Here is a 21,703-nt window from a genome sequence, read left to right on the forward strand (position 1 = left end):
ACACTCCGTTTCTAAAAAAGAATGAAAGATGTAAGTCACTCTCTGATTTTAACGTATTTTCCCATAAACAGTTATACCTTTTGTTACTATATTGATTTGATGCCTATGATTGGAAAGTAAACTTACAGTGCTTCACGTCATTCAAAAGTCAAAATAATGCACATCAAAGCAAAAATCGCCCCTATTAGATCCTGTTCACTCTCCTTATCATGAAACGTAAGAAACGAAGAGCCTGAAGGGAGCAAGGAACTTATGTGGAGCAGTGCGATTGAAGATGCGATAGAGAAGGTACGTAAGAACATAGACCGGTTCGGGGGCAGTTTCCCTCATGTCAGCAGGAATGGAACTTATCAGCTCAATAACAACGACGACTGGACTAACGGATTTTGGAGCGGCATGTTGTGGTTGTGTTATGAATATACGCGGGATGACAGCTTCCGTATTGCGGCATCCCATACCGTAGAAGATTTCCGCCGCCGTTTCGCGGCAAAGACCGTGCTTGATCATCACGACATTGGCTTCCTGTATTCGTTATCCTCTAAAGCCCAGTGGATTATAGATAAAGACGAATCAGCGCGTCAACTGACATTGCAGGCGGCAGACCTGCTGCTGAAGCGCTGGCGTACAGCTGGCGGTTATATTCAGGCATGGGGACCGGAGGGGGATGCTCAGGAAGGCGGGCGCATCATTATTGATTGTCTGTTAAATCTTCCCCTTTTGTATTGGGCCGAACAACAGACCGGTGATTCCGTATACCGGGAGGTGGCGGTCATGCAGGCGGAGAAAACGAGACGGTATCTGGTACGGGGAGATGACAGCTCTTACCATACGTTTTTCTTCGACCCGAAGACCGGAGAGCCGATTGGCGGCGCCACACACCAGGGTTTTACTAACGGATCGACCTGGACGCGCGGGCAGGCTTGGGGTGTTTACGGTTTTGCGTTATCTTACCGCTATACCAAAGATCCGTTGTATTTGGAAACGTCCAAGCGGATGGCCCGCTATTTTCTGGAGCATTTGCCGCAGGATCATGTCGCTTACTGGGATTTTAATGCTCCGGTGTCTCCGGATACTTACCGGGATAGCTCGGCCTCTGCAATAGTAGCAGCCGGACTTCAGGAACTGCTGGAGCTAATGGATGGGGAGGATTCTGAGCGGGCTTATTTTCAGCAGGGATTAGTGCAGTCGATGACTTCGCTTGTGCAGAACTATTCCACGCTCGGCGAAGAGGCGGAGGGGCTGCTGAAGCATGGTTCTTACCATGTGCGCGGCGATCTGTCTCCAGATGACTTCATGATCTGGGGAGATTATTTCTATCTCGAAGCATTGATGCGGCTGCAAAATGGCAACAAGGGGTACTGGTATGAACGCTGATGTCAGACAAATCTCCCCCTATGCCGTCTTTGCGCTGCTCGATCTTGAGTTGCCCGCTTTAGCTCTAGTGAAGAATGCGCTCAGCCAAGCTCGGCAGGACGATGCGCTGACTGAATTGCATCGGTATTTGACCCGCCGGACCACGCCGGGCTGGCGGATAGAGGATAACCGGAAGCAGCAGCTTATTGACTATGTACAGCGCTATTGTGCAGGCGAGCGGGAAGCTGTAATGAAGACAGCGGATGAAGTTGTGGAGCAGACGTTTCTCTTTCGTTTTCCCTGGGATATGGAGCGCAGCCGCATTCCGGTTACCTTTGAGGAAGAAATTGACTGGCGTCATGTTCCAGACAAGGATGTAGAATGGGCTTATATGCTGAATCGCCACCGCTACTGGGTGGCATTAGGACAAGCGTATACGATAACAGGTAAAGAGGATTATGCGAGAGCATTTTGCTGCCAGCTTGAAGATTGGATAGACCGTAACCCCGTTCCAGACAAGCCTACGAATGATACGCTGACATGGCGCACAATTGAAGTGGGCCTTCGCTGTGCTAACTGGATCAAAGCGTTGTCCTATATACAGGATAGTCCACTGCTCACACCGGCGCTGCTGGCCAAAGTGATGGTATCTCTGTATGAACACGGCCAATATTTAGCTTTATCGTTTACGGGCTGGAAGAAGATCAGCAACTGGGGGGTGCTGGAGACTTGTGGTTTGTTCCAAACTGCGCTCTACTTCCCTGAGTTCACTAGCGCCAAAAACTGGCGACAACTCAGTAAGGAGAGACTGGGAGAGACAGCTCGAATTCAGATTATGGCGGACGGCATCCACTGGGAGCAATCGCCCACCTATCACCATGAGGTTTTGGTATGTTTTCTCGACTGCATCCGTTTAGCCCGATTGAATGGAGTGGAGCTTCAGGATGAGTTTCAGCAAAAGGTTCAGCAAATGGCTGCCGCTTCATTATATTGGGCCAAGCCGAATCACCGGCAGCCGATGCTTGGCGATAGTGATGACAGCGATATCCGTTCGCTTTTGACTTATGCGGGCTGGTTATTTCAGGATGCTGTACTCCGCTTTGGCGGATACGATCAAATGGATTATGACAATGCCTGGTTGTTTGGGATAAATGGAGTTGAGGGCTACGAGCGGCTGACTGCGGAGCTACCACCAAACTTGTCACACGCCTATGCACATTCCGGCCATTATGTGATGCGAACGGGCTGGGACGAGCAGGATTTGTACCTATATTTTCACTGCGGACCGCTTGGGGGTGGACATGGGCACGCGGATCTGCTACATTTCGATCTGTATGCCTATGGGCGGGATCTGCTTACCGATCTTGGCAGATACAACTATAGTGATCATACACCACTTAGAAAAGCGCTAAAAGAAAGCGCTGCCCATAATACGACCACTGTCGACGGAATTGGATTTACCGAAGTCACGGATACATGGTCCTTCTCTCAGATTGCGAAGCCAATGGGCTGCCAATGGATCAGCCATCCGGACTTTGATTATGTAGAGGGCAGCCATGACGGCTACCGTCATTTGGATGATCCGGTCTACCCGTTAAGGAGGATCCTATTTATTAAGCCTTTTTACTGGCTTCTGGTGGACAGCTTCAGTTCCCGGCAGGAGCATACATTTTCCCAGCATTTTCATTTTGCACCCGGAACGGTTCAGATGGAAGATGGAACGCTAATATGCCGTACAAAAAATGAGCGGGAAGCTAATCTTTGTATCCTTCCTGTTCATGTTGATGGTCTTCAGGGCAGGGTTGATGCTGGGGTAATCTCCCGCGAATATAATCTGCTGGAACCTAATCAGTATGCTGTGTACTCCCGAAAGGGGAAAGGAACGGTCTCGATCATGCAGGTGCTGTACCCGCAGTCTTCGGGTGAGTTGTTCTGTCCGCTGGTCGAACAGGTGCCGATTTACCGCCATACGGGTGAACCGGTGGCTGCTGCACACGCGGAGGCCTGCCGCATCATCCTCCCCGAAAGGAATGAGGAGCATATTATCGTGATCAGCCACGAGATTCCATCCAGTCACTTAGATTCCTATGTAGTGGAAGGCGTACAAATTTTTGGAGAAGTAGTGCTTATTGTTTCAGCAGACGGTCAAAAGAAGGTCACGGTAATCAGATAATGTATGAATACTGGACAACGGGCTGATAGAATAAAAGAAAAGAGCATGAGAGAGGCGCGGAGAAAACATGTTCAAATTCACTTACTATAGACGTATCCAGGTTTCATTTCTTTTGCTGATTTTTATCCCGCTGATTGCAGTATCGATCATTTCCTTCGTGCTCATCCGGGATACGATGGTAGAGAAGCTGCAGCTCAGCAACGATAACTTCCTGAACGTTATGATTGACGAACTAAACAAAACTATTGATGATGTGACGTTCGCTTCCCATTTTATTGTAAACGATACCAATTTCCGCGCTAATCTGAAGTCATTTGCGGATACTGAGCGGCTGAATAGCTATCAGGATTACGTACATTTTACGCAAATTCAAGATGTGTTTTCGCTCATCAACTCTAAGCCGTTGAATAATAATATCCGCATGTATTTGGTCAACCGGAAACACTTTGTGATCTCCTCTGGGACTGAGAATTTATCCGTGATCAATGCCAACCTGGACAAGCTGATGAGCCGTGTCAATATTCACGAACCGGAGACCTTGCAATGGCTTGGGATGGCTGATAGCGGTTCCGGTAAAAGCAGCAGCTATTATATTGCCAGAGTTATCTATGACAGCCGGGAGAAACGGCAGGTGTCCGTGCTGCTTATCTCAATTCCTGAATCCTATTTCAATAAATTGCTCGGACCCGTCGAATTTGGCAAGGTTGCGTTATTTGATTCTGGAGGAGGCTTGATTGCTGGGAACTCTGAGCTGGCTCCAGAAGGCAAGGAAGCAAGAGGAAGCGTTCGTACGGCCAGAGCTATCGACAAATCTAATTGGCAGCTGATCTATGAAGCTTCGGAGAAAGAATGGTCGGGCCAGATCTCGCGGACGTTTTATAGTGGCATTGGCTTGGTACTCCTCTTATTTATTGTCTTTTCGGCTACCTCCATGCTGATTGCCAAAAGATTGCATAGTCCGATCATGAAGCTGCAGCGCGTTGTGCGCCAGTTCGGGATGGGGAATCTTGATGTCAGGCTGGAGGTCAAGGGCAAGGATGAAATCGCTGAGCTGGGGCAGACGTTGAATACTATGCTGGACCAGCTGCAAGGACTAATTCACGACATCGAGCTGGAGCAGGAACAGAAGCGGGTGATGGAGCTGGAGGCGCTGTTTATGCAGATTCGCCCCCACTTTTTGATCAACACGTTGAATTCGATTAAATGTAGCCTTATTTTGGCCAAAGATAAGCTGCATAGCGGGATCATCGATTCATTAATGAGTCTGCTCCGGGCCTATTTGAAGGTCAATGAACCGGCCACCTTGCGGGAAGAATGCAAACTGCTTGGCCATTATATCGATATTATGAAGATCCGTAATGAAATCCCTCTTGAACTGGAGGTCGATCTGGAAAAGGATACAGAGAAGCTCATCGTCCCTAAGCTGATTTTGCAGCCCCTTGTAGAAAATGCAATCGTCCACGGATTGGTTGACCACCCGGCACCGCGTATTGTCGTTCGCTCTCGAACGGTCCCTGATGGGATCATGATTGAAGTTGAAGATAATGGCTGCGGTGCAGGGGCTGAAGTTCTGGCGGGCCTGAACCGCAGGTTACTGTATAAGGACAATGAACAGGATGAAGCTTATCAAAGAGTCGGGTTAATGAACGTAGTTCAAAGGCTGCGGCTGACCTATGGGCAGGATACCCGCTTGTCGCTGCATAATCTGCCGCAGGGTGGGGTGTCCGTTTCTCTGTATTTGCCGCAAGGCAATCATCAGGTTAATCTGTCAGAGAGAGAGGGATATTGATGTATAAAGTGATGCTCATAGACGATGATGTTCCTATGCTCAAAGTGCTTCAGCAGATGATTGACTGGGAGGCACATAGCTTGCAGATTGTCGGCAGCACCTATTCCAGTGCCAAGGCGTTATTAATGTTTGAGGAAGTGCAGCCTGACATTGTGATCACGGATATTGGTTTGCCGCAAAAGAACGGGATTGAGCTAGCCGATTGTTTCACCCGCATGAAGCCGGAGGTCAGAATTATTTTCCTGACCTGTCATGAGGATTTCCATTATGCTCAGCAGGCGGTAAAGCTGAAAGTAGATGATTATTTAATCAAGGACCAGCTTACAGAAGAGCAACTGGAGAAAAGCCTTGCCAAGTCCGTACACTTGCTTAAGTCGAAGATTGGCTTGATCAGCCATGGGGAGACAGGCTACAACAGCCAGCTCTTCCGGCAGAACCTGCTGCAAAGGGTGATTGGCGGTGCTCCGCCTGAAACCACACTGGCTTATGCGGCGCAAATCGGCATATCCTGGACGTATCCGTGGTTTATGCTGGGCACGGTTAGTATTCATTTTTCCAGTTTCGACAAGCGATACAAGCAGAGTGAGTATCCACTTATTTTATATGCTATTTACAATATAGCCTTGGAACTGTCCGAAACATGTGAAGGGATTACGCCTTTCTTGGAGCAAAAGAATATTGTGATTCTATATAATTACCGTGTGAATCTCGCGCAGAATGCCAGTCTTCATTTTCACGATTATTTACAGCGGCTGTGTTCCGAATGCTCCCATCTCCTAAAGATTCAACCGGGCATTATTGCCGTCACAGAGAAAATGGAGCTACAGGCGATTGGCCAGATCCATCGGCAGATTGTTCAGGACAAATGCGAGTTCTATGCAAGTGCGGATTACACGGTTCTGGATACTCTGCAAATCGCTTCTCCACGTTTCCAGCCTGCTCCCCAAGGATTTCTGGACAGCTATATCCCGCAGATGGAACGGGCCGTGATAAAAAAAGACCTTGAAGCCATCCGTAGCACTCTACAAGAAATCGCTAGGACTGCAAAAGCAATGTCTATTCATCCTGGCGATTTCGCCCGGGATTTATCCTTTATGCTCCGCGGCATCGAGTTAATGTTTACGAGCCTGATGTTCGATGAGGATCTGTTCGTCTATCTCGTGCAGACCCGCACACTTGAAGATACGATGGAACTGGTGGAAAGAAAGCTTGTACAGATTACAGGCAGCAAGCAGCAGGTGGCAGGAGCTTCTCCGCAGGAGCCCAAGCTGCAGCTTATCCAGCAGTATATCGACCAGCATCTTGGCGATAATATCACCTCAATTGATATGGCACGTTATCTGTTTCTGGATCCAAGCTATTTTTCGCGTTATTTCAAGCGCATGACTGGCCTGACCTTTACGGACTATGTACATCAGCACAAGATGAAGGTCGCTACCAAAATGCTAAAAATCTCCAGCCAGAATCTGGAATCGCTAGCCGTCGGTCTAGGATATTCGGACAGAACCTATTTTTCAAAAGTGTTCAAAAAATATGTAGGAACTACGCCAAGCGAATATAAATCCAAACATTCGGTACGCTGAGAAGCACAATTGTTAACGATATGAACAGACCCGCCGCCCCTCTAGGGCGGTTTTTTGTTGTCGGCGGACAAAGGTCAAAATCTTGCACATTCCGGGTCATAATCACTCCTTCTTGCGGAAGGCGGATGTATTACTATAATGACAAATCAAATTGTCGAGGTGATACAACGTGGAGGCTGCAAAACAACCTGTGCCAAAAATTCTGCAAGAGAAGCGGAAATTCTGGACTCCGCAACGGAAAGAGGCTTTAACCGGGTGGCTGTTTTTGGCACCAGAAATTGTCGGGATGCTTTTTCTTAATGTATTTGCGCTTGGATTCTCACTTTATTTGAGCTTCTCGAAATGGGATCTATTGTCGGGAGTCAAAGGAATCGAGTTCATCGGATTGGATAACTATATCAAAATGTTCCATGATCCGAGTATCATTCAAGCTTTGAAGAACAATGCTTTTTATATGATTATGACCGTGCCGATACCGATTGCGATTGCGCTGGTGCTCGCGGCATTGATTCAAAACAGTGTGTTCCTCAAAAATTATTTTAAAGTGGCTTTCTTTATTCCTTATATTTCTTCGATTATTGCGATAGCTGCCGTATGGAGTGCATTGTTCCATCCGTCTCTTGGACCTATCAATCAGTTGCTGATGGAGTTTGGAATTTCCAGCCCTCCGAAATGGCTAGTTGATCCAAAGACCTCACTGTTATCCATTGCTATTATCAGTTCTTGGGCGAGTCTTGGCTACACCATTATTATCTATATGGCTGGCTTGACGAATATTTCCGATGAAATCTACGAAGCCGCCGAAATAGATGGCGCCAGCGCGCTGAAAAAATTCTTTGCCATCACAGTTCCGATGCTGCGTCCGACTACATTTTTCCTGCTTATTACCATGCTGATTGGCTCGTTTAAGGTGTTCGACATCATCGCCTTTTTGACCGAAGGCGGTCCGAATAATTCTTCTACCGTGCTTGTGTTCAGGATCTATGAGGAAGGGTTCAAATACTACAACATGGGCTACGCTTCTGCAATTTCCTGGCTGCTATTCGCTGTTATCGGCTTGATTACCGCAGCCACTTGGAAAATGAGAAATGAAGAATAAAGGGGGGAGATTAACATGCAACTGATTAGAAAAAATATGTCCAGAGTGATCACTACCTGCATCATGGGGGCTTTGTCCATTGTGTTTCTTATTCCGCTGATCTGGATGATTTCCGCAGCCTTCAAGTATGAAAAAGATGTAATGCGCTTCCCGATCCAATGGATTCCCGAGAAGATCAATGTAGCGTATAATTTCAAGATGGTTTGGATGGGACGGGTACCTTTCTCCCATTTCTATTTAAACTCCTTTAAAGTTGCGATTATTACAACCTGCATCACACTGATCATTTCATCTATGTCGGCGTACGCTTTGACCAAAATCAAGTTTAAAGGACGGAATATGGTCTTTCTGGCGCTGCTGTCGTTCATGATAATTCCTGACCAGGCCACGCTGATTCCGCGTTTTCTGCTGATTCGTTGGTTCGGCCTCTATGATACTCATGCTGCTATCGTACTAATGAGTATGTTCTCCATCTACTTCACGTTCTTGTTGCGGCAATTTATGATTGGTATCAGCGACGAATATATTGAAGCGGCGCGAATTGATGGTGCAGGCCATTTGCGGATATTCTGGTCTATCATTGTTCCGCTCTGCAAGCCGGTGCTCGCTACCGTGGCGATCATCAAATTTATCTGGACTTGGAATGACTACCAGAATCCGCTGATCTTCTTGCTAAACAAGAATCTGTACACTATCCCACTCGGTATGACACTGTTCCGGGACGATTATTCGAACAACTATGCGATTATGATGACGGCAGCCGTTTCGGCGATCATCCCATTGGTCATCGTGTTCATTGCCCTGCAAAAGCAAGTCATTAACGGAATCTCCTTGGGAGGCGTAAAGGGCTGACTTGCGGGTATGCAAAAGAGGGTAAAAGTCAAAAATGTGATCCTACTACAGCAAAATTGTGCACTTGGCTTGTACAGCGGGTGCCTATAATAAGAAATGAACAAGGCACTATACTTAAATTTCAGTGCGGGGGGAAGTAAAATGAAAACAAAGGGCAAAAAAAGATTATCCGTTGTACTAGGCTCCATGCTGGCGGTTTCCTTAACGTTAAGCGCCTGTGGAAATTCCGGAAATTCAGAGAAGAATGGCGGTGCTGAAGCCAGTACGAATGCCGGGAACACCAAGGTGGACAAGCAAGTCGCCATCAAATATTACAACTGGGACAATGAAGCCCAATCAGCAGGCACGGATGCCATGCTGCAGGAATTTATGGATCAGAACCCAAATATCAAGGTAGAGCATGTGACACTCGTTCCCGGTGATTCTGTGGAGATGCTGAAGAAACTCGACTTCCTGATTTCATCCGGCGAAGCGATTGACGTTGTTCAGGTACCAAGCCTTGGAGGCGTACTTGAACGGGCGACCCGGGGAGCACTTGCCCCGCTGAATGAATTCTATGAGAAGGATAACCTCGTTCCTGAGGATGAATATTATGTGAATGCTAAGGTAGACAACAACTATTATGGGATGCAATATACCAAGAGCAGCAACTATGTAATGCTGAATAAAGATGCACTGGATGAAGCTGGGCTGCCTGTACCTACTTTTGGCTGGACATGGGATGACTACCGCGATTATGCTAAAAAACTGACCAAAGGTGAAGGCGTAGACAAACGTTACGGCACATACTTCCACACCTGGGAGTTGTATATGAACGCTCCGGCCCAAACGATGATGAAAGATCCATTCGTGTATGATGACGGGACGACCATTTTCGCGGATCCAACCTATAAATACTTCTTCCAGCTGCGCAAAGATATGGAGTCTGCTGATAAATCTGCGAAAACTTATGCAGACGCTTTAGCGGCTAAGCTCAATTACCGCACGGAATTCTTTAATGAAGAAGCCGCTATGATTCTGGCTGGTAACTGGACGATTGCTGATCCGGGCAATACTGAGCAGTATCCGCATGATTTCAAGACAGCTTTTGCTCCGGTACCGGTGCCTCCGGCAGGATCGGAACCAAAAGAATACGAGGGCAAATACTTCACCAGCGGCAATATGCTGGCGATGGGCGCTACTTCGAAGAACAAAGAGGCGTCTTTCCAACTGATGAGATTTATGTCAACGGCTGTTAGTGATAACAGACTGGAATTCTCCGGTTATAAAAAAGCGGATAATGAAGCCTTGCTGACCAAACTGGTAGCTGGCAAAGAGGATATGTATGATATGGATTCACTCAAATATACACTCTTTGACAGTGCAATTCAGTTCCTTGATGGTGCGCAGGTGATGACGACGGCAACATCCGAATTGACCAAAATAATCGATGACGGCTTCAGCAGATTTATGCTTGGAAATGAATCGATTGATAAGGTGCAGCAATGGATGGTTGATGAAGCGACAAAAATCATCAACGAAAAAGGTGTTATCAAATAAATAGGGAATAAGCAAGTATCACAAGTTGTGGACGGGGCTTTGGAAGGTCATCAACTGGCTTTCCAAAGCCTTATTTATATATTGGGCCTACACAAACATATGGGAGAGTGTAGAAATGATGGAAAGCAGATTTTCACAGAACAAGCCGGAAGAGCAACTGGCGCTGCCTTCTAGGGAACAGCTGGAGTGGCAGGACCTGGAGCTGGGGATGTTTTGCCATTTTGGCATCAATACGTTTTGCGATCAGGAGTGGGGAGAAGGCAATGATTCACCTGCGGTCTTCAATCCGCTTCATTTGGATGCCCACCAATGGGTTAGTACAGCCAAAGAAGCTGGATTCCGTTATTTTATACTGACAGCTAAACATCATGATGGCTTCTGCTTGTGGCCGACTGCGACAAGTACTTATTCTGTGGCTTCTAGCCCATGGAAAGAAGGTCGCGGCGATGTCGTCAAGGAATGCGCGGAGGCTTGCCGTGAACTTGGAGTTGGCTTCGGCATTTATTTGTCTCCGTGGGACAGACATGAGCCCTGTTATGCAGATCCGCAAGCGTACGATGATTTCTATGCCATACAATTACAAGAGTTGCTTACGGGCTATGGTCCGCTTACGGAAATTTGGTTCGACGGCGCAGGGTCGGAGGGCCGCAATTACGATTGGCAGCGGATTATGGATCTGATCAAGCGCCACCAGCCAGGCGCCATGGTGTTTAATATGGGGGCACCAACGATCCGCTGGGTTGGCAATGAGGATGGCGTTGCTCCTTATCCATGCTGGAACACTGCAAATTCTGCGCGGGGTAGCATGTTCAGTGAAGCTTCATTGAACTGGCTTCCCGGAACGCCGAGCTGGGTGCCTGCGGAATGCGATGTGCCCATCCGTAAAGACCGCTGGTTCTGGCATCCTGAGGAGGAGCATCTGCTGCTGTCTCTGGAGCAGCTAATGGATATTTATTATCGTTCGGTTGGACATGGGGCAACTTTGCTGCTCAATGTAGCCCCTGACAACCGCGGGCTGTTTCCGGAGGCTGATGTGCAGCGGCTGCTGGAATTCGGCAAGGAGATAAGACGCAGATTTGACAAGGCTCTGGCGGTAACAGCAGGTACTGGAGATATTGTTGAACTGGAATTGCCAGCAGCTACTGTGATTGATCATGCCGAGATTATGGAGGATATCGCTTACGGCGAAAGAGTAGAAGGATATATGCTGGAAGCGTACAGCAACGGAGCGTGGCTGGAGTTGAAGCGTGGCAGTTCGATTGGCCATAAGAAAATCGACGCCTTCCCTCCGGTTGTCGCAGAGAAAATCCGCTTACGGGTGTCAGAAGCTGCCGCAAGCCCCAAGATCAGACGGCTTGCCGTCTACCACTGCGGGGAATCGTTAGAATAAATATTAATAAAGGAGGTTGTCGATAATGAGCCTGCTCACCTGGAACGACGGACACTATTTGCTGGACGGACAGCCTTATCGTATCGTATCGGGAGCCATTCATTATTTTCGGGTTGTGCCTGAATATTGGAAAGACCGGCTGCTGAAATTGAAAGCCTGCGGATTCAATACCGTGGAGACCTACATCGCCTGGAATATACATGAACCTAAAGAAGGGGAGTTCGTATTTGATGGCATGGCCGATGTGGTATCTTTTATCGAACTGGCTGGTGAACTTGGGCTTCATGTTATTGTCAGACCGAGTCCATTCATCTGTGCGGAGTGGGAGTTCGGAGGCCTGCCGGGCTGGTTGCTAGCTTACGGGGAACTCCAGCTTCGCTGCTGTGACCCTCTTTATTTAAGCAAGGTAGACCGTTATTACGATGAGCTAATTCCTCTGCTGGTTCCGCTGCTCTCCACACATGGCGGACCAATTCTGGCCGTTCAGGTAGAAAATGAATATGGCAGCTATGGTAATGACAGTGGCTACCTGGGCTATATGCGTGATGGACTGGTCAGCAGAGGGATCGATGTGCTGCTATTTACTTCCGACGGGCCAACCGATGAGATGTTGCTCGGCGGAACACTGGAGGATGTGCATGCGACAGTCAATTTCGGCTCCAGTACAGAGGAATCCTTCCGCAAATATCGGGAATACCGCTCTGAAGAGCCGCTTATGGTGATGGAATACTGGAACGGCTGGTTTGATCACTGGATGGAGGATCATCATGTACGCGATGCCGGGGATGTAGCAGGTGTTCTGGATGAGATTCTGACACAGGGCTCCTCATTTAATATGTACATGTTCCATGGTGGAACCAATTTTGGTTTCTATAATGGTGCGAATCATATCGTCACCTACGAGCCAACGACTACAAGTTATGACTATGATGCCCCGCTCACGGAATGGGGAGATACGACGGCGAAATTTGAAGCTGTCCGGTCGGTACTCAGCAACCATGGATTTGCCCCGACTTGTCCACTCCCTGAGCCGATTCCGAAGATTTCTTACGGGAAAGTCGCTTTGACGGAAAGAGCGGAACTATTCACGGCTTCCAATCTGGAGAAGTTATCAGAGACGGTGAACAGCGTGTGTGTACAGCCGATGGAGAAGCTCGGACAATCCTATGGTTTTATATTGTACAGCACTTATGTGAAAGGGCCGCGCTCTAGACAGAAACTCTACATCGAGGGCGTGCGCGATCGGGCGCAGGTCTTCCTGGATGGACAGGTGCTTGGGGTGATTGAGCGCTGGAATCCGCTGCCACTGGAACTTTCCATCCCCGCTGGGGGAGCGCAGCTGGATATCCTCGTCGAGAACATGGGACGAATCAATTACGGGCCGCTCATTCGCGATCCGAAAGGGATTCTGGACGGGGTTCGGATTGATAACCAGCTGCAATATAACTGGACGATTCGTACTTTGCCGTTGGAACAGGAACAGCTGGATTCACTAGCGTACAAGAAGCACCCGGTGGAGAAGCAGCAAGCTGCGACCCTTTCGGGTCTGCCCGGATTCTACCGGGGCAGCTTCGAGGCGGAGGAGATTGGCGATACCTTTCTACGATTCGATGGATGGAATAAAGGGGTCGCCTGGATCAATGGTTTTAATCTGGGCCGCTACTGGAACGCAGGGCCGCAACGCGCCCTATATATCCCGGGCCCATTGCTGCGCAAGGGGCGCAATGAATTTGTTCTTTTGGAGCTGCATGGCCGTGCGGAGACTTGCGAGATTGAGCTTGTGAACCTTCCTGATCTGGGAAGAACTTCGGCCGTCGATGACGCCGTGTTGAATTTTGTGCAGGATGATAACTTGTAGATGCCTTTAGCTTTAACCAATTCTAAGATTGGGGTGAACAAATGCGTAAACCAAGTCTATTTTTAGTATTAGTTCTCATTGTTGATCTTTTTTCTTCCTGTGGGGGAGTTCTTTATCCCTCGCATAGCAGGGCATCTGCGGCTGCATCAAATCTTATGCTTAACGGAAGCTTTGAGAATACAACGACAGCCCTTGACTCAACCTGGACAGGGGTTACAGACGCTGCTCCGGTGGGCTGGAGCTTATGGGTCCCTACAGGTAGCGGGAAAGGCACGAATAAAACAGCGAATATCAAGATAGACGCTGGCACTGCGCATGAAGGAACCCGGTCCATGCTGTTCGATGCCTTTGCCACAAGCAGGATTTCCATCAATCAGGGGGTAACTTCGGTTATCCCCGGTAAATCCTACAGACTTAAAGTCTGGCTAAAGACGGACAACGTCACTGGACAGGGAGCCCACTTTAGAACACAGTATTACAATACTGCCAAAGTGGGAGATGGACCTTCCTCTCCCAAAATAACAGGCACACAGGACTGGAGTATGCAGCAAGTACTTCTAACTATGCCGGCTAACGCGACGAAGCTAGTCATCGAGCCTTTTTTGGAGACTGGAAAAGGAAAGCTATGGATAGATGATATCGCATTGGAGGAATATGCGGGTCTTACAGGAATTGCGCTAGACCGTACGGCCTTTTCTATGGTCAAAGGGGACACGGTTGCACTTCTGCCCACTTTATCCCCTATAACGGCGGTGGATAAAACGGTAGTGTGGACTTCGAGCAATCCAGAAGCTGCGACTGTGGACGCACTTGGTAATGTAATGGGTACGGGGATCGGCTCTTCGACCATCAAGATCGCCACACCGGATGGTAGCCTTGCAGCCGAATGTCTGGTTACTGTCGAAGCTCCCGACACGATACAGGCCTACAATAAACTGAGGCTGAAATGGTACGACCGATTAAGTGGTGGTCAATACGATGGGAGTGATCCTGATATAGCTGCTAGTATTAGCGCTCAGGCTGCATCGGCTGCTGCACTTTGGGAGAGTATGGATAAATCCTCCGGCCGCACCTCCTTGTGGAGTGATACCGCGAGCACTACAGATTCGCAGTTTATTACAAGCGCTTACAATCGCTTGAAGACTATGGCATTGGCCTATTCTGTGGAGGGATCGGAGCTTTACGGCAACAGCGTTTTGGTGAATGATATTGTAAGCGCAATCAATTGGATGTATACAAACCGCTATAATCCGAGCAAAAGCGCTTATGGGAACTGGTGGGACTGGGAGATTGGCACGCCGCAGATTGTGAATGATCTTATGGTGCTCATGTATGACCATCTAACACCGCAGCAAATCAATCAGTATCTTGCGGCTATTGATGCCTTCTGTCCAGACCCAAAAGTAGGGTCGGTGCTTGGCGTTAAGGGCACGAAGATGACGGGAGCAAATCTACTAGATAAAGCGCTTGTGGTCACGGTAAGAGGCGTGATTGGCAACAACAGTGCAAAGATCATTCAGGGCCGTGATTCCATTGGCTCCGAGTATGTGTACACGACCCATGGTGACGGTGTGTATAAGGATGGTTCCCTCGTTCAGCATAATAATATTGCCTATACGGGAGGATATGGTTCGGTCTGGCTCAAAGGGACGGCGGATATGTCTTATCTGCTGACCGATTCTCCATGGCCAATAACGGACCCGAATGTTCTGAACATTTACGAATGGGTGGCTCAGACTTACGAGCCGGTGATCTACAACGGTCAATTTATGGATTCGGTAAATGGCAGAGGTATATCTAGAAAAGGAAGCGGCAGCGCAAGAGGGTTAATTGTCACCTTGCTGCGGATGGCTGAAACTGCTCCGGAGAATATTGCAGTATCCATTAAGCAAGCGGTGAAAGAATGGATCTCAGCGAATATGACATCCGGCAATTATTATGAAGGGTTGTCGCTTGCCGATATAACGATTGTGAAAAAGCTGATGAATGACGGGAAGATCAATCCAAGAGGAGCTCTCATTAAGAATCAGGTATTCGCCGGCATGGACCGGGTGGTTCATCTACGCGAAGGTTACGGCTTCGGCTTGAGTCTGTTCTCGAATCGCATCTCGGCGTTTGAGAAAGGGAACAACGAGAACCTGAAAGGATGGTATACGGGGATTGGAATGACCTATTTATACAATCAGGATCTGACCCAATACCGCAATGACTTCTGGCCTACCGTCAATTCCTACCGCTTGTCTGGCACGACAACGGATGGATCGGGGCAGGGAATGGTGCCTGTGGAATGGAAAAGTTACATGAATCCGAAAACCTGGGTGGGTGGATCGTCGCTGGAAGGCCTATACGGTGCAGCAGGTATGGATTTCTCACTCTCCCAAGTGACCGGTAGCGATTTGCAAGGCAAGAAATCCTGGTTTATGTTCGATGATGAGATTGTGGCGCTTGGTTCGGGAATTTCCAAATCAACTGCCGGCCCGCAGTCTGTTGAGACGATTATCGATAACCGGATGCTAAACGAAGTGGGAAACAACAAACTTCTAATCAACGGAGCTGTAGAACCGTCACAGTCCGGATGGTCAGCGACGTTAAAGAACGTTCAATGGGCCCATCTGGAGGGTAATGTGCCAGGTTCCGACGTGGGCTACTATTTCCCTGAAGCTCCAAGTATACTGGCGCAACGTGAAGCCAGAACCGGCAGTTGGAAAGAGATTAATGCCACTCAATCCGATGTTCCCATTACGCGCAACTACTTAAGCCTGGCAGTTGAGCATGGAGATACGCCTACGAATGGCTCATACTCCTATGTTCTGTTGCCTAATCGTGACATTGCCGGTACTGAAGACTATAGTGGCAACCCGGATATCGAAGTGCTGAGCAACAGCAAGGATGTGCATGCAGTCAGAGAGAAAAAGCTGGGCATAACCGCCGCTAATTTCTGGAATGCCGGAACGGTGGATTTCATCAAGGCACGCAATCCAGCTTCCGTGATGATTCAGCAGACCGATCAGGAGCTTATCGTTTCGGTGTCTGATCCTACACAATCGCAAAACCTATTGGCCCTAGAACTGGATGTGCCGGGGTTGACATTGCTCAGCAAAGACAGCAAGACGGAAGTAGTGCAAGCTTCGGCAAATACAGTTATAACGGTGGATGTGAAGAATTCTATAGGGGCAACGCATGTATTGAAATTTAATATTACTGAAGGAGAGACTCCAAAAGACGAATATGACGAGCTTCGTGGAAGATGGGTGGAGTATTTGACCGGAGGGCAATCCTTCGACCCGAATAACCCGGACATTGCCAAGTCTATAAAAACTTTATCCGATAAGATCAGTAATCAGGAGCGAACTGGATTCTGGGATACGATGAACAAGCAAATGAACCGTACTTATTTATGGAGCGATAAGCCGGGCAGCACAGCGGATGCTTTTGATACGGCAGCCTCTTATAACCGGTTGAAGGATATGGCTATTGCCTTTTCGACATCCGGCTCACCATTGTACGAGAATATGCAGTTGAAATCAGATATTCTGGATGGTTTAGATTTCCTATACGCGAATTGGTATAACGAAACCAAACTGGAGAAAGGCAATTGGTTCGAATGGGAGATCGGCATTCCGCTTGCATTGGGAGATACGATGGCCTTAATGTTCGAGTATTTGTCAGCCGATCAGATTACCAAATATACCAAAGCCATTGATAAATTCTGCCCGGACCCAACCAAACGGACCAATCAACCCTCGTTGATGGAAACCGGCGCGAATCGGCTGGATAAAGCACTGGCAGTGGTCTTGAGGGGCATTTATAATCGTGACAGCGCGAAGATCAAACAAGGGCGGGATGCGGTTAGCCAAGTATTACCCTATGTGACCCGCGGAGACGGATTTTATGAGGACGGCTCCTTTATCCAGCATAATAATATTGCTTATACCGGCAGTTATGGGGCTGTGTTGCTTGGCGATATGATGAAAATGATGACTTTGCTGACAGGGTCCTCTTGGCCGCTGACTGATACCAATATGAAGAATGTATACAACTGGGTAACGGATTCTTATGAACCTCTTGTCTACAGAAAATTAATGATGGATATGGTGTTCGGTAGATCGATAGCCCGGGGAAACCGGCAGCTCGTGCCTTGGTCGCATATTTTGCGGCTGGCTTCTTCCGCGCCACCGGAGCAAGCGGCCCGATTTAAATCGATGGTGAAGTATTGGTTCGAAGCCGATACGGTAGTAGAAAGTTATTACGACGGTCTAAGAGTAGCCGATATTGTTCTGCTCCAGACGCTTATGGACGATCCAGAGGTGCAGCCATCAGGAGACCTTACTGTGCACAAACAGTTTTCGGCTATGGACCGGATTGTCCACCATCGGCCTGGATATGCCTTTGGGATCAGCATGTCTTCGGCCCGAATCGCCAACTATGAAGCCGGGACGGAGAACCTGAAGGGTTGGTATACAGGCGAAGGCATGACCTATCTGTATAACGAGGATCTAGATCAATATGCTGATGCGTTCTGGCCGACCGTGAACGCTTACCGTCTACCTGGGGTTACCTCAGATGGGGCAACACGCGGTGCAGCCAAGACTACATCAAAAACATGGGTGGGAGGATCATCCATAGACGGCCTTTATGGAGCGGCCGGCATGGATCTGGATCCGGATAACAGCACATTGTCCGGTAAAAAGTCCTGGTTCATGTTCGATGATGAAATCGTAGCGCTTGGGGCAGGCATTACAAGCACAGATAACCGCAAGGTGGAGACCATCGTAGATAACCGTAAGCTCAAGGCGAGCGGAGACAATGTACTTACGGTCAACGGAGAGGCCAAGCCATCCGCGCTGGGTTGGTCTGAGTCAATGAATCAGGTGCATTGGGCACATCTGGAAGGCAATGTTCCCGGCTCGGGAATCGGTTATTATTTCCCTGATGCCCCAACGATTGACGGTCTGCGTGAGTCTCGGACTGGCGCATGGAAGGATATTAATCAAGGGGGATCAACGGAGCCGATTACGAGAAATTATGCCAGCCTGTCGATTGCTCAGGGAACGAATCCGGTGAATCAATCGTATTCGTATGTGCTTCTGCCGAATCAGGATGAAACGGCGACAGCGCGCTATAGCAGTAGTCCTGACATCGAAATTATAGCCAACACGGATAGTGTGCAAGCCGTCAAGGAACAGAAGCTGGGACTTATGGCTATGAACTTCTGGGTACCGGGAATGATCGAATCCGTGCGCGCCAATCATCCAGCCTCCATTATTATCAAGGAGTCTGGAGATGAACTGACGATAGCCATTTCGGATCCGACACAGTCTCAATCTGTGGTGAATGTGGATGTCGGCAGAACCGCGCTGGAAGAACTGATGAAAGATCCAACCGTAACGGTACTGCAGACCTCGCCGAGGATTGAACTCGCAATTCATACAAGCGGGTCCAAAGGAAAAAGCCATGTTGTCAAGTTCAGAATTGATCCGAATGCCGAACCTTCTGAGCCTTCCGATTCGGAACCAGACGAAGCGGCAATAACGAAGCTGTATGTTTCTGAAGATGCGTATGTCAATGGAGGATCGAAAGCTGCAGTCAATTATAGTTCGGTCAATTACTTGCAAATCAGAAATGGCAGCGGGGACACAGACAGAAGGGTTTATCTAAAATTCGATCTGAGTCCGTTTGTCGGTGAAGTCGGTTCTGTGAAGCTGAATGTGTTCGGAAAGACAAATGACGGGGCAGGCACTTTGTCCGATATCGGTGTATTTGGAGTCCAAGATGATGATTGGACGGAGGCAACGCTAAATTACAATAATGCTCCAAAAATCGGTACTCAAGCTGCGCTGCAGACTTTTTCCGGACCGGAGCAGTGGCGGCAGTTCGATATCACCTCATGGGTTGGCACGGAGTTCCCTTCCGATCCGGTGATAAGTCTGGCTCTTAGGCAGGTAGGCTATAATCTCGCCACAGACATAAGAAGCCGTAAGAATGAGAATGGCAAATATGCCGCGTATCTGGAAATTTTGCCGAAAGATACAACACCTCCAGTCACGAAGGCTACCATACTTGGAGAAACAGGAGAAGGGGGCGCATATAAGGGCAAAGTCAATATCACTTTTGATGTCACCGACCAATCCAATGGGGGAGCTGTCGGCTGGGGAGTCAAGCGGACAGAATACCGGCTCAATGGTGGTGCATGGAATACGGTTACTCAGAGCGTATATATCGAGAACCCCGGAACCTTCGGGATCGATTATCGTTCGGTGGATAAGGCTGGCAATGTAGAGCCGTTCCGACAGCTTCAGGTGACGGTCATGGAGCCTACAGAAAGAGTCTCAACGGCAATTAGCGGCCCGGAAAGCCTGGGTGTCTGGGAGACCGGAACGGCGGTTACTTCGGTAGTGTACAGCGATGGTAGCCGTTATATAGTAACCGAAGGTATAGTCTATGAGAGCAGCGATCCTAACGTCGCAAGTATAGGCAAAGATGGCCATATTGAAGCTAAAGGCCCGGGCGTTTCGGTTATTTCATCCGTATATGACAACATGACCGCTTCCTATTTATTAAAGGTGTATGAACAACTGCCGGAGCTCGTCTCTATTTCGTTAAGCGGTCCGACATCCTTGGAAATAGGGCAGAGCGGTAAGGTGGTCACAACGGCGGTATATAGTGATGATAGCCACCTTACGGTAACAGAGGGTGTGATCTACGAGAGCAGTAACAGGAAGGTAGCCACAGTAACGGCAACGGGGCAGCTGCAAGCACTTGATCCGGGCATGACAGTGATTACTGCAAGTTACGGAGGACGGCAGAGCAAGCTGACGCTTCAGATTCTACAAGCGGAAGACAATACTTCAACTGTTCCGAGTCCGCAACCACAAGTGCCTTCCGTACCGGAGGTAACGGCGGGGCGGCTGCAACTAAACGCAGCTTCGTTGAACGATCTTTCGGCAGCCATTGTCTACGAGGGTAAATTGAGAATGCTAGTATTGCCGGGGATGGCAGCAGACATGCTCAAACAGAAGCCGCTTCGGGTAGAGGCTTCTAACTTTAATGTGACCCTTCCGGCAGCGGTGCTTCAACAATTACGGGGTTTGATTCCTGCGGAGCAATTGGCCGGTAGCCAGATCTTTCTGGAGGCTTCTGAGGTGAATGGGGAAGCGGCGCAGAGAATACTAGCTAGCGCAGAGAAGAAATCTGGTGCAGTGCTAAACCAGGCAGGAGAGTTCCTTCTCTTTAACCTGTATATTGTTGCTGGTGACGGTACAAGAAGCATACTTCACCAATTTGTTGAGCCCGTTACATTAGAGCTTAACGCCTACCCTGAGGCCAAAAGGAATTTGCTCGGCGGCTATTATTTTCCGGATTCCGGAAATATAGAGTATGCGGGCGGTTCCTGGCTGAAGGGCAAGGTGGCTTTGCGCACCGAATACTTAGGCACATATGCTGTGCTGGAATACAACAAATCGTATGACGATGTTCCTTCTGGACATTGGGCGGCGGCGGTTGTACAAGAGCTAACGGCCAAACATCTGATTCAAGGAGTCGGACTTCGGAATTTCGAGCCGAACCGGTCAGTGACCCGTGCAGAATTTACAGCTATGCTGATCCGCTTGCTGGGACTTGAAGGGAAATCATCTACAGCATTTGCGGATGTATCTGCGGATGAGTGGTATGCGGAGGAAGTGGCGCAGGCTGTAGAGGCGGGGATAGTCCATGGGGTGAGTGAGACTCTCTTCGCTCCAGAAGCCCCTATTTCCCGCCAAGAGATGGCGGTCATGGTGATGCGAGCCTACCAATATGTCAGCGGGAAAAAGGTGGAACCAAAGCCTGTAATCCAATTCGGTGACTTGCGTGCGGCTGCCTCATGGGCCCGTGAATCGATCATTGCTGCCCAAGCCCTTGGACTTATCCAGGGTCGAAGTGACCAGCAATTCGCTCCGGGAGGCTCAGCAACTCGAGCTGAGAGTGCAATGGTTCTATACAATCTTTTAGCAATTAAGACTGAAAAGTAAGAATTTGAAGCCAGGGCTTTGGGAAGGTTCAGTAGAACCATTCCAGAGCCCTTTTGGC

10 protein-coding genes are annotated in these 21,703 nt (G+C 48.7%); all 10 read left to right on the forward strand.

Annotation, left to right across the window (positions count from 1 at the left end; genetic code table 11):
• Positions 1-252 precede the first annotated feature (252 nt).
• Positions 253-1,374 (forward strand): glycoside hydrolase family 88 protein, encoded by a 1,122-nt coding sequence (locus NYE72_RS07625; protein ID WP_038569487.1) that lies wholly within the window; start codon positions 253-255, stop codon positions 1,372-1,374.
• Positions 1,364-3,526, forward strand: a complete 2,163-nt coding sequence (locus tag NYE72_RS07630; RefSeq protein WP_076141356.1) for an alginate lyase family protein — start codon at positions 1,364-1,366, stop codon at positions 3,524-3,526. The genes NYE72_RS07625 and NYE72_RS07630 overlap by 11 nt, the downstream gene beginning before the upstream one ends.
• A 67-nt stretch (positions 3,527-3,593) precedes the next feature.
• Positions 3,594-5,315, forward strand: a complete 1,722-nt coding sequence (locus tag NYE72_RS07635; RefSeq protein ID WP_076141357.1) for a histidine kinase — start codon at positions 3,594-3,596, stop codon at positions 5,313-5,315.
• Positions 5,315-6,898, forward strand: coding sequence for a response regulator (locus tag NYE72_RS07640; protein ID WP_076141358.1), 1,584 nt, complete (start codon positions 5,315-5,317; stop codon positions 6,896-6,898). Before NYE72_RS07635 ends, NYE72_RS07640 begins: the two co-directional genes overlap by 1 nt.
• 169 nt (positions 6,899-7,067) lie before the next feature.
• Positions 7,068-7,997 carry a sugar ABC transporter permease gene (locus NYE72_RS07645; protein ID WP_051490863.1) on the forward strand — a complete coding sequence of 310 codons (930 nt, stop codon included), beginning with the start codon at positions 7,068-7,070 and terminating at the stop codon, positions 7,995-7,997.
• Positions 7,998-8,012: 15 nt separating this feature from the next.
• Positions 8,013-8,849 (forward strand): carbohydrate ABC transporter permease, encoded by an 837-nt coding sequence (locus NYE72_RS07650; protein WP_036675652.1) that lies wholly within the window; start codon positions 8,013-8,015, stop codon positions 8,847-8,849.
• A gap of 141 nt (positions 8,850-8,990) precedes the next feature.
• On the forward strand, positions 8,991-10,388 hold the full coding sequence (locus tag NYE72_RS07655; RefSeq protein WP_076100552.1) for an extracellular solute-binding protein: 1,398 nt from the start codon (positions 8,991-8,993) through the stop codon (positions 10,386-10,388).
• Between the two features lie 115 nt (positions 10,389-10,503).
• Positions 10,504-11,778, forward strand: a complete 1,275-nt coding sequence (locus NYE72_RS07660; protein ID WP_244886442.1) for an alpha-L-fucosidase — start codon at positions 10,504-10,506, stop codon at positions 11,776-11,778.
• 25 nt (positions 11,779-11,803) lie between these two features.
• On the forward strand, positions 11,804-13,636 hold the full coding sequence (locus tag NYE72_RS07665; protein WP_038569492.1) for a beta-galactosidase family protein: 1,833 nt from the start codon (positions 11,804-11,806) through the stop codon (positions 13,634-13,636).
• 41 nt (positions 13,637-13,677) lie between these two features.
• Positions 13,678-21,645 (forward strand): polysaccharide lyase family 8 super-sandwich domain-containing protein, encoded by a 7,968-nt coding sequence (locus NYE72_RS07670; RefSeq protein ID WP_339211670.1) that lies wholly within the window; start codon positions 13,678-13,680, stop codon positions 21,643-21,645.
• The last annotated feature ends 58 nt before the right edge of the window (positions 21,646-21,703 follow it).

It is taken from the genome of Paenibacillus sp. FSL L8-0333 (assembly GCF_037965665.1).
Lineage (GTDB): Bacteria > Bacillota > Bacilli > Paenibacillales > Paenibacillaceae > Paenibacillus_AQ > Paenibacillus_AQ odorifer.

What these genes read in the sequence shown, in the direction of transcription:
- NYE72_RS07635 (WP_076141357.1), top strand. Translation starts at nt 3,594, where the DNA reads ATGTTCAAATTCACTTACTATAGACGTATCCAGGTTTCATTTCTTTTG.
- NYE72_RS07625 (WP_038569487.1), top strand. Translation starts at nt 253, where the DNA reads ATGTGGAGCAGTGCGATTGAAGATGCGATAGAGAAGGTACGTAAGAAC.
- NYE72_RS07630 (WP_076141356.1), top strand. Translation starts at nt 1,364, where the DNA reads ATGAACGCTGATGTCAGACAAATCTCCCCCTATGCCGTCTTTGCGCTG.
- NYE72_RS07660 (WP_244886442.1), top strand. Translation starts at nt 10,504, where the DNA reads ATGATGGAAAGCAGATTTTCACAGAACAAGCCGGAAGAGCAACTGGCG.
- NYE72_RS07655 (WP_076100552.1), top strand. Translation starts at nt 8,991, where the DNA reads ATGAAAACAAAGGGCAAAAAAAGATTATCCGTTGTACTAGGCTCCATG.
- NYE72_RS07650 (WP_036675652.1), top strand. Translation starts at nt 8,013, where the DNA reads ATGCAACTGATTAGAAAAAATATGTCCAGAGTGATCACTACCTGCATC.
- NYE72_RS07665 (WP_038569492.1), top strand. Translation starts at nt 11,804, where the DNA reads ATGAGCCTGCTCACCTGGAACGACGGACACTATTTGCTGGACGGACAG.
- NYE72_RS07640 (WP_076141358.1), top strand. Translation starts at nt 5,315, where the DNA reads ATGTATAAAGTGATGCTCATAGACGATGATGTTCCTATGCTCAAAGTG.
- NYE72_RS07670 (WP_339211670.1), top strand. Translation starts at nt 13,678, where the DNA reads ATGCGTAAACCAAGTCTATTTTTAGTATTAGTTCTCATTGTTGATCTT.